Origin of the sequence: Parasutterella excrementihominis YIT 11859 (assembly GCF_000205025.1) — a bacterium.
Taxonomy (GTDB): Bacteria; Pseudomonadota; Gammaproteobacteria; order Burkholderiales; family Burkholderiaceae_F; genus Parasutterella; species Parasutterella excrementihominis.
On record NZ_GL883687.1, the window covers coordinates 124,154 to 145,392 of the forward strand.

Genomic DNA, 21,239 nt, shown 5'->3' on the forward strand with positions numbered 1-21,239 from the left:
AGCGGTTAAATTAACTTGGGAACAGTAACGTATCACCGTTGCCTAAGTAGTTGGTTGTCTTCGAACGGAACCGAGCTGTACCCTGTACCACCGGATAACCTGCATCCACGAATTTTTGTGCTGTGATTAAGCCTGTGCAGTGGTTGCAGCCCACCTTCTGAAGATCCCATTTCTTAAGGCCTATGACCAAGTCGTCATACTTCGGATCCCAGTCGTCAAACGGGGAGATATGAAGGCCGCCGTAAAGACCGTAGAACTTATCGTTTTCGTAAGCGATTTCTTTGTAAGCCGTGTCCGCAAACAGGATGATGCCTTGATGGCAGCAGCCCGTAATGGAAACCAAACCTACGTCTTTAACGTTGCAGTACAGAGACATCTCTCCGTAGACCTTGAAAATAATCGGGCATTCGAACTGGTACAGTGCCACACCTTCCTGGATTTTATGGAGTCCTTTCGTGACGTCAATTACCTTGCCGACATGGCCGGAGCGCACCATATAGTCCTTACCTGCAGGGTAGAAAGTGGATGGACGGTAGACAGTGACGTTGGGGCCGTATTTGGCGACGACAGGGAAGCCGAAATAGTGGTCCATGTGCTCATGCGTGGAGATAAAGGCAGCTATCTCACCGTTGGCGAGCATTTTGTCGATGCCTTCGCGCTTGAAGCATTGATCCATCCACATGTAGTTCCAGCCGCAGTCAAACAAGTACTTCGTTTTCTTGCCGTCCAGAGCTTCGATTTCAACGAGGCAGGAGTAGCCGCCTGCGTTGTCGGCATGCTCACTCAGTTCACGAGTGATTTCCCAAGCTTTTTCCAGATTTTTAGGAAGGTACGGTCCGATATTTTTCATACCGTCTTCATAAGTTCCTTTGCCGGGGCCTTTACCGTTGCCGAAGGGCGCCCAGTTATAGGTGTACTGGTCAACCAACAAACCGCCGGAAGCCGTGACGTCCTGCATAAAGATGCTGTTGTCAAACCAGCTTGTTTCGGAAATGTTGGTGATCTTGACGGATTTGCACAAGCCGATGTCAGCTGTTCCGCGTTTAATGTCAGGAAGAAAGGCCGTGCGGGCGGGTGAGTAAGAATAGGCACCCATTGCACCGAGAGTACCAACACCGGCACCAAGTGCTAAACCTTGTACGAAATTACGTCGTTTCATAATTATTCCTTTCTTTTAATCGACTAATGTGAACAGTTTGCTGCAGATCGGGAGAACCCAGACGACGGCGAAGTAGAAGGCGATACCGACTGCGATTCCGCATACCAAGCCCGGTATCATGTCTGTGCGCCAAACAGCTCGTTCTTCAACTTCTTTTTCTGCAGCTTCGACTTCTTCGGCTGTACGCATCGTCAGTTTCCAGCCTGGCCATCCGTCCATGAACCACCAGTTAATCAGCCAAATGTCGATTAACCAAATCATCGGGATCATCGGGAACTGCTGCGGATGAGAGAATCCCTTCTGAGTTCCGAGGAAGAAATGACCGTACTTGTAATACAAGCAGTAGATCGCAACGCCGCCCAGAAGAACGATGGTGGATCTGATTAAGACGTTAACCGGAGTGCTGAACTTACGGGGCCAATTGCCGCAGTAGAACTGCAGGAAGAGCGCCGGAACGAGGAAGAAGATGGCGGTTTCGCCGACATGCAGCCAGCGCCAGTCAGGAGCAGCGTCGCGTCTGTGACCGCGAATTGCTTCGCCCCATGTTAATTCCTGCATGTACCAGAAGAAGAAGCACAGAGCCCAGGAAATAACAATAATGCCGAAGAAAACAGCCAGTCTGCGGAGCCACGGAGTCTTAATCATCGTGAACGGGTAGCGTTCCCAGATGCCTTCCATGAACCACACCACAACGGTACAGCACATAATCCAAGCTACATGGAAGTTGGCGGATACGGTCTGTGCGAATTCTTCCCAATACGGAGGAGCAATGGAAGTGAAGTACTGCCACGGATAGTAAAGGATGCCCATATGGTTGTGCATCGTCATAAAGTAAATGACGAAACTCAGGCAGAAAGTGCCAAGCCAAATAGAGAAACCTTTTGCCGGCTGCGCTAAATTTTCCCACGGACGGCCTTCAAGAGCGACGACCCATGCCGGAGAGATCCAGGAAGCGATCACGGCGAACATCATGCAGGCCTGAGCTGCATACTCGGTTGCGTAGAACTCTGTCAAACCTTTGAGCTTAAGGAGCTGTTGAGGGTTGAAATAGGCAAAGGCAGTGTTGCCGAGAACGGACTGGAAAAACCCGTGAATCATCATAATCATGATGGCAACTGATATTAGGGCCAGCACGAGACCTTTTTGGAGCGGATGCGCTGTTTCCAGCCATTTCCGCTTGAAAGGCCAAAAATCAAAAATGTAGGCCATCCAAATCAGGATAATTAACCACCAACGGCAATAGTTATACCCGACATACGGAGTGTAGAAGCGCATTACACCGCGCGGATCTTGGAAGATCCACCAGGTAATGGCAAATAGAATCAGAGTAAAGATGAGGTTGGCGATAGGAGCGATGGGACCTGACCATCGCTTAACCAGCTTTCGCTGCTCAAGATACGGTAGTGGATTTGTCATCTAAATTCCCCTTAGTTATCTATATTCGTACCAAACGGGGCTGGTCAGGTCATCTCGAACTAAATTGCGAAAAACTGAAAACTTCGCAGAAGTGGTTATATAAGATTGAATGGGCCTAAAAGAGCCTCGATAGAAGTACTCATTCAGTCTAGAAACATTTTTCCCCCGGCTATATCAGCGAAATTACCAAAGGGAAAATACGGGGCTATTTATAATTTTTATCACCCCTATTGGCACGGGGATAATTTTTATTTGTCCGAAAATCCCCCTAAGTTCAGCAGTATCATGCTCCCATTTGTAAGATTCTGAGCTTTAACCGCGTCTTTACCAAGTGATGAGTCAGCGTTTTTTTATAAAAGAAATTATAGAAACCCCTGCTAGGTAAAAAATAAATATCTTTACTTGGATGTATTCGGGTTGATAAAATTAACGGTTAAGCTTGAGGTATAGAAAGCTTTGGCGAAGAAAACCTCCTCTCTTATATCAGAAATAAAGCAAAAAAATTACCCGCCTAAGGAGATCCCTAATCTCAAAATCCTTACTGAATAATCCCACTAATTGTTTGTCGATAACCTCTATTTTTTAATAGATAGGGAATGTTCTTAAAAGCTCTTTAATAACAATGGGGCAAAACAAAAGCCGCCATAGAAATGAGCGGCTTTCGAAGAAAGGTTTTGGTTTTAGCAAACTAACGCTGTTTCATTATGTACTTTCTCCATAATTGGATAAGAAGTGCGCAGGAAAAGGGAACTAAGGCAGCAAGGATACCAACAACCAAAATTAAAGAAAGATTGTTTTTGATGAAAGGGATATTGCCGAATAAGTAACCAGCCAAGACAATGCCGCCGACCCAAACAATGGCCCCTCCTCCGCTGTAGAGTTCAAAACGGAGGGGGTTCATTTTAGCGGCACCTGCGACTAATGGGGCAAATGAACGAACAATCGGTACAAAACGGGCCAGGACAATAGTTTTTCCGCCGTGCTTCTCGTAGAAGTCGTGAGTTTTCTTTAAAGCATCTTGATCAATCCAGCTGATTGAGCCGTCATAGATCTTATTGCCAAGCCAATTGCCTATGTAAAAATTCGTTGTATTTCCTAGGATCGCGCCCAGAGAAATAATGACGATGAGGAGCCAAGGATTCAAAGCACCTGCTGCGGCAGCGGCGCCGGCGATAAAAAGGAGAGAGTCACCCGGGAGGAAGGCGCAAATGACAATCCCGGTTTCACTGTAGAAAATCATGAACAGCACAAGGTAGACCCACCATCCGTAGGTCTGTGCAATGTACATGATGAAGTGATCCGCATTGCGGAACAGCTCTAAGGTAAGTGTTAAGAAGTCCATTTTCTTTTTGTATAGTCAATGGACCGAAATTGTAGCTGAATTGCTGAAAAAGACATGTGAAAAGGCAAGTTGGATACCGTGTATTTCCTAACTATTTCTCATCCGGATGTTGTCTCCACTTTTTGACAATGTAACCGATAACAAAAGGAGCCAACCCAAGAACGATTCCGCCGACAAGAATGAGAGAAAGGTTGTTCTTAATGAAGGGAATATTCCCAAAAAGGTGACCGGCGGCAAGGATAATTCCTGCCCAAAGAACGGCTCCGACCGTACCGCTGACTTCAAAATTAAGTCGGCTCATTTTTGCTGCACCGGCCACTAGCGGAGCAAAGGAACGAATAATCGGAACGAAACGAGCTAAGACGATAGTAAGTTTCCCATGTTTGGCAAAAAATGCCTGCGTTTTTGCCATTTGCTGTTGGTCAATCCATTTAATGGAGCCGTCGTATATCTTGCTGCCGAGAAAGTAACCGATTCCGTATGCAACGGTATTTCCGAAACAAGCACCGAGCGCTATAGCCAAGAAAGCTCCGAGCGGGTTGAGGATGCCGGCTGCGCTTGCGGCACCCGAGACAAAGATAAGCGAGTCACCCGGCAGGAGGGCACAAATCACAATTCCGGTTTCCAAAAAGTAGACCGTAAAGAGAAATAAATACACATAGATGCCGTACTCCGCAGACATGTGTGCTATGAATTGGTCGCTGTTGCGGAACATTTCTAAGAATGCGCTAAAAAAGTTCATTGTTATCCTTGTTATCCTTGATTGCCGCATTCGATTGTAGAAAAGGCTTTAGGCTAAATATATTGTTGATGCTCAAAGTAGTCCGAAGAGTAGAGAAACTTGTCCTTGCAGGCTTCATCTGACTGCGATAAGGTAAGGGGACATGCACTCTTCGTGAAGAGACGAATTACATGGAAGAAACAACACTGGAAACAAGGCGTCCTGAACGAAAAATTCAGGAACTCTCGGATCAGCTGATTAGTCAGATTGCAGCCGGTGAAGTGGTTGAGCGACCCGCGTCCGTTGTTAAGGAGCTGGTAGAAAACGCCATTGACGCCGGAGCTGACTCTGTTGAAGTTCGAATTGAGGGCGGCGGTATTAAGCGCATTGTCGTTTCAGATAACGGCTGCGGTATTCCCAAAGATCAGCTTGCTTTGGCTGTAAAGCGCCATGCAACGAGCAAGGTTTCCAACCTGGATGAACTGGAAAGTGTGAGCTCGCTTGGGTTCCGCGGCGAAGCTCTTGCCTCGATCGCGAGCGTCTCCGACATGAAAGTGATTTCCAGAGTTGCCGGTGAAGATGCGTTCAGCATTGCCGACGGAGAGATATCCGCTGCCTCCGGAAATAAGGGCACACGCATTGAAGTGGCGGACCTCTTTTACAAGACTCCGGCACGCCGCAAGTTTTTGAAGAGCGAAGGCACGGAAGCTGCTCATTGCCAAACGGTGATTGAACGTATTGCGCTGGCTTATCCGGAAGTTGCCTTTTTGTTTGTCGCAAACGGAAAACCGATTATCAATCTTCCTGCCTCTTCCATTGAAGAACGTTTGACGCGCCTGATGCCTCGAGATTTTAGAGACGCTCACAGAGCATTGGATATTAAGGCGCCGGCGCTGCGTCTTTACGGCTGGGTGTGTCTTCCGACTGCCGCGAGAAGCCGCGCGGATTGTCAGTATTTCTATGTCAACGGCCGATTTGTTCGAGATAAGGTTTTGTCGCATGGCGTTCGGATGGCTTACCAAGACGTTCTTCACGGGTCGAGCCAACCCAGCTACTGCCTGTTTCTCCAGATGGATCCGCACAAGGTGGACGTGAACGTACACCCGACCAAGAGCGAAGTGCGCATGAGAGATTCTCAGGCGGTCCATCAGTTCATCTTCCATGCAGTTGAGGACGCCTTAGCCAGGACGACGATTGTGGATCCTTCAAGCGGAGAAATTATGGACACGGCGCTGCCGTCTTCGCCTCGTGATGCCTCTGCTCAGGCGCCTGCAGAAGCGCCGGTGGCTCCGACTGTTAATCCGTCCTCATTCAGGCCGGCCCAGCCTAAACCTTCAAGGACGAATACGGAAGCATATTTGGATTTTTCATCTCCGCATCCAAAGAGTTTTCAGAACTCCTTCCCGACAACCATTGCGGCGATGAAAGTAGATCCGGCGACTCTCTCTGCAAACCATGCCACTCCGAAACCAGCGGCAGAAGCGCCGAAGAGACCTCAGCCCCTCGGACGTGCTGTCGGACAAGTTTGCGGAACGTTTATCATCGCTGAAAACTCAGCCGGCATGGTTTTAGTTGATATGCATGCTGCGCATGAACGTATCCTTTACGAGCGTCTCAAAAAGAGTTTTGATGAGCGCAAGATGCCGATGCAGGAGATGCTCATTCCTTTGGTCTTTACCGTAACTCCTGAGCAGATGGCGACATTTGAAGATGCCCGTGAAGAGCTAGAGCAGCTTGGACTGGAATTGAGTGCTGTCGGGCCAAATCAGCTGAGCTTGCGGAGTGTTCCGCAGCTGATGATCAATCAAATTTCTCAGGCAGGTCCGACCATCGTGCGCGAGGTGCTCGATGACTTCCGCCAGTACGGAAAGAGCACGGCAATGACGGAAAAGCGCAACGAAGTGCTTTCAAGAATGGCTTGTCATGCAGCTGTTCGTGTAAACCGCATCCTGACGATCGAGGAAATGGACGCGATCTTGCGGCAAATGGAGCAGACGGATCGTGCGGACGAGTGCAATCACGGTCGTCCGACCTGGGTTCAGCTGAGTGCTAAAGAATTAGACAGTTTCTTCATGAGAGGTAAGTGATGATGTCGGATTCACAAGCCATTTTGCTGCTGGGGCCGACCGCTAGCGGAAAGACGGCACTGGCGCTTCGCTTAGCCGAGGAAATTCCCAGTGAGATTATTTCAATTGATTCCGCCTTGGTCTATCGACATATGGACATCGGTACAGCCAAACCGACAAAAGAAGAAATGGCCGCAGTTCCGCATCATCTCATCGACATTATCGAACCGACGGAGAGTTACTCTGCTGCAGATTTTGCACAGGACTGCGTACGACTTGTTGCAGAAATACGAAATCGCGGAAAAGTGCCTCTGATTGTAGGAGGAACCATGCTTTACGCAAAAGCCGTCCGAGAAGGCCTTTCTCCGCTGCCGGCAACCGATCCGGCGGTGCGTGAAAAGATCGGCGCAGAGCTGAATGAAAAAGGCCTCCCCGCACTTTATGAAAGATTGAGGTCGGTCGATCCTAAGACCGCGGATCGACTGGCGCCGGCGGATACTCAGCGCATTACAAGAGCGCTGGAAGTTTTTGAGATGACGGGCAAACCGATTTCGGAACTTACGGCTCAGAAAGGAGAGCCGCTCCTGAAACTTAGCTCTTATGCATTGCTTCCTCCGGATCGAGCGGCGCTTCACGCAAGGATCGCAGAACGATTTGAGCTGATGATTAAAAACGGCTTTTTAGACGAAGTGAAAAAGCTGATGGCAATGCCCGGCATGCATGCGGATCTTCCGAGCATGCGTTCCGTCGGGTATCGCCAGGCGTGGAATTATCTGTCTGGTTTGACGACGTTTGATGCGTTCAAAGAAGCCGGAATCGCTGCAACCCGACAGCTTGCAAAGCGTCAAATGACATGGATGCGCTCCATGCAGGGCACACTGCTGCTCAATCCTGATGAAAAGGTTGCCTCTTTAGCCGTGCTTAAAAAAGAAGCCGAACAAATTTTGTCCGGCTTGCAGCAATAATTTTTGAGTTCTTAGAACTTCGGGAAGAGCTTGTCTTCTTTAGAAGAAAGTCCTTTCAGTAAGGCTAAGCCGCCTGTTCCGTGCCTGCCGAGGACGGAAACATTTGCGAGATGTTTGCCGTTGCCTGAGATGAACACAATGGCATGCATCTTGTTATTGGCGCTGACGTAAGCGAAACGATAAGCATTCTGCCCAGGAATCTGAACCGGATTGCCGATCACTCTCATTCCCTGCTGCTTGTAGTTATTTGCCATGATCTGAGCAGCTTCTTTTGGAGCTTTATCCGAAGGAATGACGGTAATGAGCACGCCTTCACCGGCCTTGCGGCTGGCAAAAAGTGTCGCGAAAGTATTCGGAGGAACCGAGCCCGGCTGCATTCTCTGCTGAGCCCAGTCTCCGGTCAGCGGTAAAGAGAAGTAGGGGCAGGTGAAATCAGCCGCAGCTGCAGGAAGGCAGAAAAAGGCTGCACAGGCGGCAACGGCTGAAGTGAATGCAAAAAATTTTCTTCTTAGCACGATGAACATCCTTGATATTGTTTGTAACAATTTATTTCTTATTGTAATTCGTTTGATATGAAAAAAGCGCCGGATGACCGACGCTTTTAGAGCAAACACTCAAATGAGCTAATTACCTGATGCCACGTTCAAAACATTGCCTTCCAAGTCTTGTCGAGAGCCGCTGTTGAGTTTTGCGCGTTCCTTGTCGCGAATTTCTTCAGCACGTTCACCGACCCAGTAGTTGGCGTTCTTGATGCCGAGTTTTTCCGGATGGAAAACCGGGTCAAGGCCGATAGCAAGCTGCTTTTCGTAGTCGCGCAAGCAGAGGAAGGCTTTCTTGTTCAGCAGCAAAATGGCGATGATGTTGAGCCAAGCCATCAGACCGACGCCGATGTCGCCCACAGCCCATGCTAGGTCGGCTGTTTTAACAGCGCCGAAGATGCAGGAGCCCATGACAAACAGCTTGAGGATAAAGAATAAGAACGGACGATGCAGTTTTCTATTGATGTAGGAAACGTTGGTTTCTGAAATGTAGTAATAAGAAAGGATCGTCGTGAAGGCAAAGAAGAACAGAGCGATGGCAACGAATGCCTGTCCGAATCCTGGCATTAAGCCTTCAACAGCGGCCTGGGTGTAAGCAGGACCTGTAGCGACATCTTTCAGACCAATGAACATCGGGGCATTGTCAGGACCGACAACGTTATAGCTTCCGGTGATGAGGATCATGAAAGCGGTGGCAGAGCAAACGAGCAGCGTGTCAACGTAGACGGAGAAGGCCTGAACCAAACCTTGTTTTGCCGGATGGCTGACAGAAGCTGCGGAAGAAGCGTGAGGACCGGTACCTTGGCCTGCTTCGTTAGAGTAGATGCCGCGTTTGACACCCCAGGAGACAGCCAGACCGATGATGGCGCCGAAAGCGGCGTCAACACCGAAGGCGCTCTTGACGATGAGGACGAGGACGTCGTCCAGCAGATCAACGTGCATGAACACGATCACCAAAGAGAAGATCACATAGGCTTGGGCCATGAACGGGACGACGAGCGTCGTGAAGGCTGCGATTCTCTTTAAGCCGCCGAACACAATGAAGGAGAGCAGAGCAGCGATGAAGCCGGCGGAAATTGCTGGAGCGATGCCGAAGGCGTTTTCCATAGAGGTGGCAATGGCGTTTGCCTGCACACCGGGAAGGAAAAGACCGCAGGAGAAGATGGTGACGATGGCAAAGAGCCAGGCGAACCATTTGACACCCAAGCCGCGTTCAATGTAGAAAGCAGGGCCGCCGCGGTATTCGCCGTTGATTTTTTCTTTATAGACCTGGCCGAGTGTGGATTCGACGAAAGCAGAAGAGGCGCCGAGGAATGCAACCATCCACATCCAGAAGATGGCGCCGGGACCGCCGAAAGTAATTGCAGTTGCCACACCGGCGATGTTGCCGGTACCGACACGACCTGCAAGAGTCATAGACAAGGCTTGAAAAGAGGAAACACCGGTGACGTTGTCTTTCGGCTGAAAGAGCAGCTGCCACATATGTTTAAGGTGTCTGAGCTGTAAGAAACCGCCGCGCAGAGAAAGGAAAAGACCGGCGCCGAGGCAAAGGTAAACCAATGCCGGTGACCAGACAATTCCGTTGACGGTATTAATAAATGATTCCATTTGGCCAAACTCCGAAGGCTTTAAAGTTATTTCTAAAAAATAAGGTACCGCAAATTAAATCAAGTTCACGATACAAAAATTAGTTTTTTTTTAGTTTTGCAAATAAAAATCCCGAAAAAAACTCGATTTTCTCGGTTTTTTGCGTTATAGGGACAAAACAAAAGCCGGGCGGACCCGGCTTCGGTCAAGAGCTGAATTGGATTCAGCTTCGAAATGTTATAACAAATTAATGCTGCACCTTCTCAAGGATCGGTTCAGAAACACCCTTCATGCCGACCAGAGTGAGGGCTGTGAGAAAGGCGACCTGAGGTCCTTGGAAAGCGTCTTTGGCGTTCCAACGCTCGGATAAAGCGTGGTTGTTTTCTTCCGTGCCGCCGGCGCCGAGCGTTGTAGCAGGCAGACCGTAGAACAAAGGCACGTTCTGGTCGGTTGCGGCCAGAGTGTACTTGTCCAGAGAAATGCCTAAAGACAAGAGAGAGCCGTAAGCAGCCTGAATGACGGAAGCGTCATCAGCGTTCATGCCGGCAGGACGGTCTCCGATTTGTTCGATCTTCAAAGAGACCATGCCGTCGCCTTCGAGGCCCCAGCGCATGTTTTCTTCGTCGCAGGCGGCTTCGATAGTTTCAAGAACGGTCTTAACGAAAGCTTCGAGTGCAGGCTGATTGAAGCTTCGGATATCAAGTTCGGCTTCAGCGCGTGCAGCAATGGCGTTTACGCTGGTACCGCCTTTGATCACACCGAAGTTGAAAGTGCATTTCGGATCGGTCGGAACCTTGAGTTCGTCAACACGGACGATGGCGCGGGACAGGCCGTGAATAGCAGAACCGACAATGCCGAATTTGTGGAGGCTGTGTCCGCCGGGGCCTTCGAAAATAATGCGGAAGCGCTTGCAGCCGACAGCACCGCGCAGAATGCGGTGAACATTGGCGGAGTCGATGGCGATCATGCCGTCATAGTCATTCTTTTCTTTGAAGAGCGCTTTGCAGCCGCGTAAGTCGCCGTTGCCTTCTTCACCCAATGTTCCGACGAAGACGATGTCGCCGACGGTTTCAATGTTGTTTTCGTTCAGGCAGCGGATAACCTGCAGCATGGAGGCCAAGCCGGCAGCGTCATCGGAGATGCCGGGAGCGCTGTAGACGTCGCCGTCTCTGTGAACTTTGCAGTCAGTACCGGCCGGGAACACGGTGTCGATGTGAGCGCCGACGACGAGTGTGGGACCGTTGCCGGTGCCTTTTCTGCGGCCGATAACATTGCCGATGGCGTCCTGTTTGACATCGGTCAAACCGTACTGTTTGAACATACCGAGGAGAACCTTGGCTCTTTCTTCTTCATGGAAGGGAGGAGCCGGAGTTTCGGTCAGAATGATTTGGTCGGCAATGCGCTTTTCCTGCTGTTTGACGGCCAGTTCGAGGGCAGCCTCGACCTGGACATTGGAGCGCAGAGTCTTGATGATGTCTTGAGTTTTTTCTGTGCAGACGGGACGCGGATCGGTCATATCTTTCCTTTGAGGTTGTTCGATAAAAAGCAGGGTGCCTTAGTTCACCCTTAACCTTTGATTGTTTCAGAAAGTTGCAATTGTGGGAAGGTGGGGAAACGACAATAGATAAATCACGGAAAATTCTTTGGTAATTAAGAAGCTCTCAGTTAACAGCACCCGTCCGGACAACAAAGAAAAAGAGCGGACTCCTTTCGGCGCCCCGCTCGGTCGGTATTACAGGCAAGAAGTTTTAGAGGGCTGTGATGCGTTCGATCTGCTTGCCGGGATCAACCACAATTGCCTTCATGCCGCGTTTTTCAATGGCGTCTTTGCCGTGTTCGGTACAGATGACGGTTGCGCCCTTAGAAACCAATTCTCCGTTGAAGAGAACTTTGCGGCCTTCGATGAAGGAAGCCACAGGCATCTGAGTAGCGTAGTCGTAAACAGTGATATCTGCGTCTGCGCCGACGGAGAGGTGACCCTTGTTTGCCAAACGGAGCATACGGGCCGGGTTCAAAGAGGTCTTCTGTGCAAATTCGCTGAGACTCAAGATGTCCAGTTTTACGAGAGACAGTCCTTGAGAAAGGATGACGTTGCGGGGGATGCATCCGCCGTCGGTGGAAATTGCGTCAACGACGAAGGAGCCGTCATCGCGTTTGGCCTGAGCCAAGGCGATACGAGGCAGCGGAGGATTGATGTTGAAGCTTCCGCCGACGTTCGTGTCAGCAGCTTCCCAGCGGCGAAGGGCTTCTTCACCGGTCATCAGATCAGAATAACCGCCGGCATCGTAAACTACGAAGGCCTTGCCGGCTAACAACGCAGCTCTCACACCGTCTTTGTCTTCGGTAAAGCCGAAAGCTCTAAGGCAGTTCCCCGTCACCTTGGACTGAATCTTGCCGTCCTTGTCGCATGTCAGACGTGTACCGTTCTTCGGAGAGACATAGCTTTCGCAGAAGATGTTGGGATTGGCTTTGAGCAAATCGATCGCAATGGCCGTTTCTTCCATAGCGTCTTTGATGGCGCCGCGGCAGTAGGCGTTGATGTGGGCTAAATGCATCGGATAGCCGTCAGCCATCTTCACGGCTTCAATCATGCCGTTGATGTTGGAGCCGTTCTTAGTCGTTCCTGCATGCCAGGCAACGTAAGCTCTGCGTTCCAAGGCGGTGCGGATGAGCAGAGAAGAGACTTCGGGTTCAAGCGGATAGTGGCCGCCGAGGAGTTTGACACCGAGCGCGCCTTCTTCCAGGGATTTGTCGATCAAGTCGATCATTTCCTGCTGGGAAGGGTTGGCATCCTTGAAGGTGAAGGGAGGAGAGGCGAACTGGAGGATCGCCATGTTAATGCCGACGCCGTATTTAGGAACGTTGTCAAGAATGTTCTCCAGAGGACCGGCCATATCCAGGCAAGTCGTGACACCGTTCATTGCCAGCATTCTCGGGCCGAAGGGAGAGCCCCACATTTCGCCGAGGTGAACGTGGCTGTCAATAATGCCGGGCTGAAGAGTTTTGCCGGTAAAGTCGATGACTTCTTTAGCTTCTTCCGTGATGTCGCGCTGGACTTTGGCAATTTTGCTGTCCTGGATGGCGACATCGGCAACGCCGTTAACAGAATTCAGCGGATCGACGACCCAAGCATTCTTGAGAAGTAAGTCGTACATGTTTTCTCCTTAGGATTAATTGATCCAAGAAAGATCAATATGTTTTGAAGATCTCTTTAATTTTTTCTAGGTCAAGCCCGAACTTCTTTAGGCTTAACTGAAGCAGGATTCTTGCTTTTTGAGGATTTAAGGTTCCTGAGGGAATCATACCGTTGACTTGCCAGCGCGTCATCCCCTCCGTTACAGGGCCGCTTCCGGTACGACTGGAACGGACGCACACAACATCATGAGCTTTCTGAAGCACGGGTTCGAAAACCAAAGGAACCGAACCGTTGCCCGTGCAGCTCAAAACAATACCGTGGAAGCCCTTGTCAACGGCCGCCTCGAGCAAGTCCGGGTTTTGGTCGGCGCAGCAAAGAAGTGCACAGACTCTCGGATATTCGTCAGCGGTGTCTGTTTCTCCGACTTCGAAGCAGGACCGCAGTGTATGCGGCTTGACGGATTCGGTCAGGAAATCAATCTGATCCCCGATGATGTATCCGAGCGGGCCGCTGTTCGGAGACTTGAAGGTTTCTACGGCAACGGTGTTGGTTTTGACGACGTCACGTGCTCCATGAATCGTGCCGTTAAGCGAAACGAGAACGCCTTTACCGGCCGCTTTAGGAGAACCCGCCAAACGGACGGCATTTAGAAGGTTTAAAGGACCGTCGGCGGAAACCGCTGTAGCCGGTTTCATGGAGCCGGTAAAGACAACAGGTTTCTCAGTCTTTAATGTCAGATTCGCAAAGAATGCGGTTTCTTCCATCGTGTCGGTGCCGTGTGTTACGACAAAACCGTCAAAGTTTTCCTTGGAAAGTTTGTTGATCAGACACACGAGCTCCAGCCAGTTGGAGAGCTTGATGTTGCTCGAACCGATATTGAAAACAGAGAAAGTAGCGATTTCAGCGATGTCATTAAGCTCAGGCAGAGCCGTCATAATTGTATGAATGTCGGCATCCGTGATGCTGTAGCCCGTCATTTGCGTTGCATTTGCACCGCTGCTGACGATGGTGCCTCCGGTTCCGATGACGGCGATTTTCGTTTTTTTCATAGCGGTCTCGTATGTCCGAAAAATAGAGCGCGGAAAGGAAGCCCTTCCCGCGCCGGGGAGAGCTTCTTACCTCATAAAGATGGCAAGAAGAATAACTGCAACAACCATCGGAAGGAAGGTTCTCTTTGCAACGTCAAAAGGATTGGCCTTAGCCAAGCCGGCAACAAGAATGGTGATGCCGGCAATCGGGGAAGCCGTGCGGCCGGCAGCGCCTGCTAAGAAAGCCAGAGAGCCGAGGCTGTGGATCTGCATACCGAATTCCTGAGCATGCGGAGTGACGGCACTGTTGAAGGCCATGGCGCCTGCGTCGCCGCTGCCCATCAGAACGGAGAGGACGAATGGTCCGATCGAGCCGCCCCACTGTGCAATTTCCTTGGACTGAACCATCAAAGCGATGAGGCCTTTAATTAACCCGGAAGCGGTTAAGCCCGCAGCCAGCACGCCGGCGGCAATGATGATGCCCATGATGCTGCCGTAGGAGTCGCCCATACCTTTGAAGAACTGCTTGGAGAACTGCTGCGGGTCGCACATAGCAACGATCAGGCAGACAATCGTACCGATCAGCATGGCCGGTGCAACGCCCATCTTGACCGAGGGAATCCAGAACGTGAATACGAGCATGAGGATGATCGGGATCAGCGGAACGAAAGCCTTGATGGGGCTCGGCTTAAAGGAGGACGTTTCTGCATCGGCGGCAGGGTTGGCTTCCGCCATTTTTTCGCCTTTGTTGTCGCCCAAAACCCAGCAGACAATGCACAGGCCGACGGCGCCGACCACACCGATCATCAGGGAATAGATGCCGTGATAGCTGATCAGGTCCATGATGGACATATGAGCCATGTCGGAAACATAGGCGTTGTGAGACAAGCCCGGAGAAAGCAGAGAACCGGTGGTGCCCATCAGAACGGCTGCTGCAGCGGCGGCCGGTTTGAAGCCTGCTCTAAGCAGCAGAGGAATCAAGGTCGTACCGACAACGGCGCCCACACCGGCAGCTGAGGGAATAGCGATGTTGATCGCAAAGGTAAGCAGCGAGGTGATCGGAATCATCAGGATGCCGACGTTGCGGATCGGACGCGTCAGATAATGCACTAAGGAACGGTCGCACTCTGTATAGGTAACGCAATAGGCAAATCCGGTAGCCGAGCAGATGGCCGTGATCAAAGCACCGTTGGTCATGGTTTTGGCAAAGGCGTTTAAGCCGGCCATTGGGGCGAGGGAAATACAGCAGAGAATGAAACCGCCTCCGAACAGCACCATACGGGTTTCGTACTGTTTGATCAGCATGTAGCACATGACGATCAGGACGAGGATGGCAATCCAGCCTGTGATTGGCATAGTTTTCTCCTTTTTATGGGAATTTTGGTTGGAAACCTCTTTGTGGTTTGAGGCTATACCAATATTTTAGGATCAGGCTTCGGAAACCGAAGAATAAGATCTATGCCGCGTTGGAATACTTTATGATTTGTAATTGTCTTTTATTTGTATGAAATTAAAGGATAATTGCCCTATCCGACCGTAAAACCTTCTTTGACCCAAGGTGCGAATTTGAGACTTTCGGGAATAATGTTTTCTTGAACGAATTGCTTAGCAATGTCGGTAATGATCTCGGATTCCACGACAAATTCCTGTTCCCGGCCGATTAAATACACTTCTCGGCTAAAACTGGGTTTTTGCATTTCTCGGACGATGAAATGAGGATGCATGTGAATGTTTTCCAGGACGGTAGTCGGCCGAGAAAATCCCCAGCCGATGCCCTGGGAGACGAGCGTCACTAGAAGTGAATTGGTGTCGACGGAGATTTTGTCCGGAAACCTGAGGCCGTGTGTTTTCATGAACATCTCATTGATTTCTCCGGCGCCGCTTTCGTTCCAGTAGCGAATGAGCGGCAGTCCGCAGACGGCAAGGCGCTGCCAAGTCCAGTTTTGATTAGGGTCTTTTTCAAAAGATTTGGGAAGGATTAGCACAGAAGGTTCATGAAACAGCAGCCTTCTGAAAACATGCGACGGCTCGGTGGAAACGTCGTTCGTGATAATGAGATCGAGCTTTCGCTCAATCAGTCTTTGTATCAGGACATTGGCGCTGGCCGTCAGCATGACGACCTGAGACAGGTTGGGCAGAAGATTTTTGAGGATCGCCACGCCCAGATTTAAATGAAGACTTTCCAAGATCCCGATACGCAGGATCGGCTTAATGTAGTTCTTGCTTTGCAGCGAGGACAAAGAGCGTGTCATCTCGCCTTTGAGACCCCGAAGCTGTCGGTGCAGCAGATGGGCTTCTGGGGTGAGTGTCAGCGGCCGGGAGTTGCGGATGAACAATTCAAAGCCGATGGAATCCTCAAACTTCCGAATGATCTTCGAAACAGCCGATTGAGTGATGCCGAGAGCGTGGGCAACGGCAGAGAAGCTTCGAAAATCACAGCACATGAGAAAAACGCGGGTCTCATTGCTCAAGATGGACTCTGTAATGGGTTTGCTCATGTTTATCCTTGAAACCGGTTTCTGTTTCTTTTCAGTGTAATGAAATTAAAAACAATTGAGCCTCCCGAAGGAGGCTCAATTAGCGAGAATACTAATGCTTAGCGCACAACGCAGAGGGCTTCGCCGGCCGGCAGCGCTTCAATGACACCGATGCGATAGACGGTTTCACCGGCAGCTTTCAAAGCTTTCTGAGCTTTTTCAGCATCTTCAGCGGCAACGATGACGGCCATGCCGATGCCGTTATTGAAGACACGGTACATTTCGTGGTCTTCAATATGACCTTCCTCCTGGAGCCAGTCAAAAACGGCCGGACGCTTCCAGGAACCTGCCTTGATCACGCACTGAGTGCCTTCGGGCAGAACGCGGGGAATATTCTCAAGCAGTCCGCCGCCGGTGATGTGGGCCATGCCTTTAATGGTCACGCTCTTCATGGCTTCAAGAACCGGCTTGACGTAGATGCGTGTCGGTTCCATAACGGCGTCTGCCAGAGTCTTTCCGTCGGAAAGCTTGGTTGTCCAGGGTTTGCCGGAAACTTCAACAACTTTGCGGATTAAAGAAAAGCCGTTGGAGTGGGGACCGCTCGAAGCCAGTCCGAGAACGACGTCGCCCGGTTTGATGCGGCTGCCGTCAATAATTTGGCTCTTTTCGACAATACCGACGGCAAAGCCGGCAAGGTCGTATTCACCGGCCGGATACATGCCCGGCATTTCGGCCGTTTCGCCGCCGATCAATGCGCAGCCGGCCAGTTCGCAGCCGTGTGCGACGCCTTTGACAACGCGTTCGGCAACGTCGACATCAAGATGACCGCAGGCGAAGTAGTCAAGGAAGAATAAAGACTTAGCACCCTGAACCAGGATGTCATTGACGCTCATGCCGACCAAGTCCTGGCCGACGGTGTCGTGACGATTCAGCAGGAAAGCGAGTTTGAGTTTGGTACCCACGCCGTCCGTTCCCGTAACGAGAACAGGTTCCTTGTAATCTTTAGAAATTTCAAACAAGGCACCGAAGCCGCCGATGGAACCGAGTACCCCGGGAATCAGGGTCTTTTTGGCAAAGGGTTTAATGCGTTCAACTAACTCGTCGCCGGCATCAATAGAAACGCCGGAGTCTGCATAGGAAAGAGGTTTTGTCATCTTTAACAGCTTTGAGATTGAAGATTGGGAATTGCTCAATTCTAGAGGAGAAAAAGCCGCTGAACGGCATTTCAATTCCGCGCATGAGGATAACAGCTAACAAGACGTTTTCTCAAAGACTGTGTAACAGCGCGCAAACGAAAAGCCGGCAGTAAGCCGGCTCTTTGAAGCTAAAAAGGATGGTTTAGTAATGTTCAGCGGAAATGATCTTGTGCGCAAGAGCTTTGGCACTCATTGCGCCGAACGGGCCGCGGCCGTCGGATAAGAAGATTGCAGGCGTCCCCTGCAGTCCGAGATAATCGGCCAGCGCAATGTTTTGTTCAATCATCTCTTCCGAATATTCATTCGGCATTCCGGTGGGCATCTGATCGTATTTCATCCAGCGAACCAAGGCGTCAGCCTTGTCGGCGCTGGAGTAGATGCACCCGGCGATTTCTTTGGATTCTTCGCTTAAGAACGGCCAAATGTAGCAGTAGATGGTGACGTTCATTAAATTGGCGAGCGTTTCGCGGCTGAGCCGTTTGCAGTAAACACACATCGGATCCATGAAAACAGCGAGCTTACTCACACCGTTGCCTTTCACTACCTTGATTGCGTTTTCTTTAGGCCATCGTGATTCATTAAATGTCATTGTCATGGAAATTCCTCCGATCAAGTACGGCCTAGGATAAACCCGAGGAAAAGGCGACGGGGCATACCTGTTTCGTTTTGAGTAGCAAGCAGAATGATCTCAGTCTTATCGAGAAACCTTTAGAATCCGAAAAGTAAACAAACAGACTGATGCAGGTTAACGATTTGGTTGAATCCGAGAAAGACAAGAAGGAACAAATAAGGGGCCAGCTTCCTTTGGATTTTTTCCCTGAAAAACAGCCGACTCTCTCTAATTTTATTGTGGGGTCGAACAGCGAAGCTGTGGCCGTGATTTCCGAGCTGAAGGAAGGACGCGGACCGCAGTTTACTTACCTTTGGGGATATGAAGGTGTCGGCAAAACACACCTCGTACGCGCTTTGGGCAAACAAAGCGAGGGCGTTCCTGCTTTCGACGAAAACCGCACAATCTACGCCGTAGACAATGTTCAAGATCTGACGCCGGAACAACAGCAGGAGCTGTTTGTTCTTTACAACACCGTGCGCGAGCATCCCGGAACCCATCTTGTCGTGACTGCAGACCGCAGCCCGAAAGATTTTGAACGTCAGGGCTTCCGTAAAGACCTTACCAGCCGCTTCAGCTGGGGCGTTGTTTTTGAGCTATCTCCGCTGTCTGACGAACAAAAGCGCCAGGTTATTTTGGAGGCGGCGTCTCAGACCGGCCTGAAAGTGGCGCCGGAAGTTCTGAACTGGATCGAGAATAATTTTCCGCGCGACATGCACACGATGAGTAATCTGCTTCACAGCTTGGACCGTTATGCCATGTCAGCCAAGAGAGCCGTGACCATCCCCTTGATCAAAGAATGGTTCGAACGCAATCAAGATACAAAGGAAGATCGGTGAAATACGCGTTTTTTGATTTAGACGGCACCTTGATTCCCGTCGACAGCTCAATCCTGTGGGCCGAAACCTTGCTTTCCCACGTCGGCAAAGATGAAAAACAGCTTCGCGCCGAACGAATTCAATACGACGTCGACTATAAAAACGGCTGCCTCGATATCAATAAATTCGAAGATTTTGAAATGAAGCTGCTGGCGCGTTTCCCGCGCCGCGAACTCGATGAACTCCGAGTTCAGTATCTAAAGCAGGACATCATGCCGCACGTACTGCCCATCGCAGTGGATCTCGTCAAAAAATACCGTGAGGCCGGTGCTAGAGTTGTGATGATTACTGCCTCATACCGTTACGCGGTGGAACCGATTGCCGAGCTTTTCGGTATCCGCGATCTGATCTGCGCCGAGCCGGAGGAAAAGCCCGACGGAGAGTTTACAGGCCGCTGGATCAGTGAAAACTTTGCAACGCAGAAGGTTGTCAACGCCGAGCGTTTTATACAAAAGTGCGGCGGCTCGGCAGCGGATCTGAAAGAATCGGCGTTCTTTTCCGATTCTATGAATGATTTTCCGCTGCTTGATCATGTGGCCCGTCACGGAGGAAAGGCAGTAGCAACGAATCCCGATGACCGGTTAAGAAGTACGGCTCAGGAGAGACATTGGGAAATTCTGGAATTATTCAGCGAACATAAGCTGTTCTAAAAGCTTCTGTCCGTACGGAGTACGAGAGTTGGTTAAAGAAGAAGAGGGCTTCAAAGCGAATGTGCCGACAAAAATTCGGAAGAAAGCTCATATTGTTCCGAGAGAAGAAAACGGAATTGACCTCTTGGCCGTGAGCCCTTTTGCAATATCCGTCTGCCAAAAGCTTCAGGACGCCGGATATAAAGCTTTTATTGTCGGCGGCGCCGTACGAGATTTGCTGATCGGAGCCAAACCGAAAGACTTTGATGTCGCCACCGATGCGACCCCGGAAGAAGTCAAAAAAGTCACAAGGCGCGCCATCATTATCGGAAGACGATTCCGCCTTGTTCATGTCAACAAGGGCGCCGAGACGATTGAAGTGGCGACTTTCCGCGGCTTTGCTAAGCAAGGCGTGACAAAAGACGAGGACGGCGTCATTACCAACGACAACGTTTTCGGCGAGCAGTATGAAGATGCCGCCCGCAGAGACTTTACCGTCAATGCGATGTATTTCGACCCGATCAGCGGCGACCTTTACGATTATCACCACGGATTAGACGATATCCGCGAGAGAAAAATCCGCATGATCGGCGATCCGGCCACTCGCTACCGCGAAGATCCGGTTCGCATCCTTCGTGCGATACGAATTGCTGCCAAACTCGGTTTTACGATCGACGAGAAAACCGCCGCTCCGATGCACTACATGCAGACGCTGCTGCTTTCCGTTCCGAGCGCCCGTCTGGCGGATGAATTCTCCAAGATGGTGCTGAGCGGTTCTGCCGTTGCCTGTATGGAACTCATGAATCGCTATGACATCAACATTCCGATTCCGCTCTTTGATGTTTTGAAGCGCACCTTCGGTCTACCTTTTGTTCGCAAGGGGTTGGAACGCTGTGACGCTCGTGTCGCTTTAGGTAAATCGATTTCGACGAGCTTCCTCTTCGCCGTGCTCCTGTGGCATGAAATGAAGGAAGAGGTTGCCAAATCCACCGGTAAAACGCCCGGACAGATTTATGAAGAGGCCGCCAAGAAAGTGGCCGACAGCTATCGCTGGGACGGCTTGCAGTCGCGCTACGTCAGCGACATGGCCATTATCTGGAAACTTCAGCCGAGATTTTTAGTCAGAAGCCGCCGCGCCGCGATGAAGCTTCTCCAGCACCCGCGTTTCCGTGCTGCTTACGACTTCCTTTTGCTTCGCGCTTCCAGCGGCGACGCCTCTCATGAGCTTGCAGACTGGTGGACGGCCTACGAAGGCGCAACCGACGAAGAACGTCTGGAAATGAGCAAAGAAGCCGAGCAGCAGGACCGCAAAGAGCGCGAACGTCTGCGCCAGGAAAGAGCAGCTGAAGGTAAGTCGGATGAAGATGAAGCCGACGGAGAGGAAAAAGAAAAGAAAAAACGCCGCAGAAGACGCAAGAAACGTTTCGACAGAAGCAAGTTTCCTAAGGCGCAGAAGGCTGCTTCTGACAAAGAAAAGGCGGATAAGTAGG

The 21,239-nt window shown here is 50.6% G+C and carries 18 protein-coding genes; 5 read left to right on the plus strand and 13 right to left on the minus strand.

The features are described from left to right. Positions 1-10: 10 nt before the first annotated feature. From HMPREF9439_RS03130 to HMPREF9439_RS03145, 4 genes are all read right to left on the minus strand, one after another. Complete coding sequence (locus HMPREF9439_RS03130) at positions 11-1,159, minus strand: MBL fold metallo-hydrolase (RefSeq protein WP_008810673.1); 1,149 nt, start codon at positions 1,157-1,159, stop codon at positions 11-13. Positions 1,160-1,174: 15 nt separating this feature from the next. Continuing rightward, positions 1,175-2,575 (minus strand): hypothetical protein, encoded by a 1,401-nt coding sequence (locus HMPREF9439_RS03135; protein ID WP_008810674.1) that lies wholly within the window; start codon positions 2,573-2,575, stop codon positions 1,175-1,177. A 688-nt stretch (positions 2,576-3,263) separates the two neighbouring features. Further along, positions 3,264-3,917 carry a VTT domain-containing protein gene (locus HMPREF9439_RS03140; protein ID WP_008810675.1) on the minus strand — a complete coding sequence of 218 codons (654 nt, stop codon included), beginning with the start codon at positions 3,915-3,917 and terminating at the stop codon, positions 3,264-3,266. 91 nt (positions 3,918-4,008) lie between these two features. After that, positions 4,009-4,659, minus strand: coding sequence for a VTT domain-containing protein (locus tag HMPREF9439_RS03145; RefSeq protein ID WP_008863678.1), 651 nt, complete (start codon positions 4,657-4,659; stop codon positions 4,009-4,011). Positions 4,660-4,829: 170 nt separating this feature from the next. On the opposite strand from HMPREF9439_RS03145, the gene mutL reads away from it, so the two are divergent. Together mutL and miaA are read left to right on the plus strand one after the other, a co-directional pair. Beyond that, positions 4,830-6,725 carry a DNA mismatch repair endonuclease MutL gene (gene mutL, locus HMPREF9439_RS03150; protein ID WP_008863679.1) on the plus strand — a complete coding sequence of 632 codons (1,896 nt, stop codon included), beginning with the start codon at positions 4,830-4,832 and terminating at the stop codon, positions 6,723-6,725. Then, a complete protein-coding gene (gene miaA, locus HMPREF9439_RS03155; RefSeq protein ID WP_008810678.1) occupies positions 6,725-7,669 on the plus strand; it encodes a tRNA (adenosine(37)-N6)-dimethylallyltransferase MiaA in 945 nt (314 codons plus the stop codon). Before mutL ends, miaA begins: the two co-directional genes overlap by 1 nt. Before the next feature lie 11 nt (positions 7,670-7,680). Here the strand turns inward: miaA and HMPREF9439_RS03160 are convergent, their stop codons facing one another. The 9 genes from HMPREF9439_RS03160 to HMPREF9439_RS03200 form a co-directional block, all read right to left on the minus strand. Beyond that, the gene (locus tag HMPREF9439_RS03160; protein ID WP_008863680.1) at positions 7,681-8,193 is read right to left on the minus strand and encodes a hypothetical protein; all 513 of its coding nucleotides are present in this window, start codon (positions 8,191-8,193) and stop codon (positions 7,681-7,683) included. 99 nt (positions 8,194-8,292) lie between these two features. Continuing rightward, positions 8,293-9,816: an alanine/glycine:cation symporter family protein gene (locus HMPREF9439_RS03165; RefSeq protein WP_008810680.1), complete on the minus strand. Its 1,524-nt coding sequence runs from the start codon at positions 9,814-9,816 to the stop codon at positions 8,293-8,295. Positions 9,817-10,042: 226 nt separating this feature from the next. Then, on the minus strand, positions 10,043-11,311 hold the full coding sequence (locus tag HMPREF9439_RS03170; RefSeq protein WP_008863682.1) for a M20/M25/M40 family metallo-hydrolase: 1,269 nt from the start codon (positions 11,309-11,311) through the stop codon (positions 10,043-10,045). 232 nt (positions 11,312-11,543) lie between these two features. After that, positions 11,544-12,950 carry an amidohydrolase family protein gene (locus HMPREF9439_RS03175; RefSeq protein ID WP_008810682.1) on the minus strand — a complete coding sequence of 469 codons (1,407 nt, stop codon included), beginning with the start codon at positions 12,948-12,950 and terminating at the stop codon, positions 11,544-11,546. A gap of 34 nt (positions 12,951-12,984) precedes the next feature. Next, positions 12,985-13,980, minus strand: coding sequence for an asparaginase (locus tag HMPREF9439_RS03180; protein ID WP_008863683.1), 996 nt, complete (start codon positions 13,978-13,980; stop codon positions 12,985-12,987). Positions 13,981-14,046: 66 nt separating this feature from the next. Then, the gene (gene dcuC, locus HMPREF9439_RS03185; protein ID WP_008810684.1) at positions 14,047-15,315 is read right to left on the minus strand and encodes a C4-dicarboxylate transporter DcuC; all 1,269 of its coding nucleotides are present in this window, start codon (positions 15,313-15,315) and stop codon (positions 14,047-14,049) included. A gap of 170 nt (positions 15,316-15,485) precedes the next feature. Beyond that, on the minus strand, positions 15,486-16,457 hold the full coding sequence (locus tag HMPREF9439_RS03190) for a LysR family transcriptional regulator (RefSeq protein WP_040603374.1): 972 nt from the start codon (positions 16,455-16,457) through the stop codon (positions 15,486-15,488). 98 nt (positions 16,458-16,555) lie between these two features. Next, positions 16,556-17,590: a phosphoribosylformylglycinamidine cyclo-ligase gene (purM, locus tag HMPREF9439_RS03195; RefSeq protein WP_008863686.1), complete on the minus strand. Its 1,035-nt coding sequence runs from the start codon at positions 17,588-17,590 to the stop codon at positions 16,556-16,558. A gap of 184 nt (positions 17,591-17,774) precedes the next feature. After that, entirely contained in the window at positions 17,775-18,227 is a 453-nt protein-coding gene (locus HMPREF9439_RS03200; protein WP_008810687.1) for a DsbC family protein, read from the minus strand. Positions 18,228-18,370: 143 nt separating this feature from the next. On the opposite strand from HMPREF9439_RS03200, the gene HMPREF9439_RS03205 reads away from it, so the two are divergent. From HMPREF9439_RS03205 to pcnB, 3 genes are read left to right on the plus strand one after another with little or no spacing between them, the layout of a single operon-like run. Then, positions 18,371-19,081 (plus strand): HdaA/DnaA family protein, encoded by a 711-nt coding sequence (locus tag HMPREF9439_RS03205; RefSeq protein ID WP_008863687.1) that lies wholly within the window; start codon positions 18,371-18,373, stop codon positions 19,079-19,081. Then, on the plus strand, positions 19,078-19,770 hold the full coding sequence (locus HMPREF9439_RS03210) for an HAD family hydrolase (RefSeq protein ID WP_008863688.1): 693 nt from the start codon (positions 19,078-19,080) through the stop codon (positions 19,768-19,770). Before HMPREF9439_RS03205 ends, HMPREF9439_RS03210 begins: the two co-directional genes overlap by 4 nt. Positions 19,771-19,798: 28 nt before the next feature. Beyond that, the gene (gene pcnB, locus HMPREF9439_RS03215; protein ID WP_008863689.1) at positions 19,799-21,238 is read left to right on the plus strand and encodes a polynucleotide adenylyltransferase PcnB; all 1,440 of its coding nucleotides are present in this window, start codon (positions 19,799-19,801) and stop codon (positions 21,236-21,238) included. The last annotated feature ends 1 nt before the right edge of the window (position 21,239 follow it).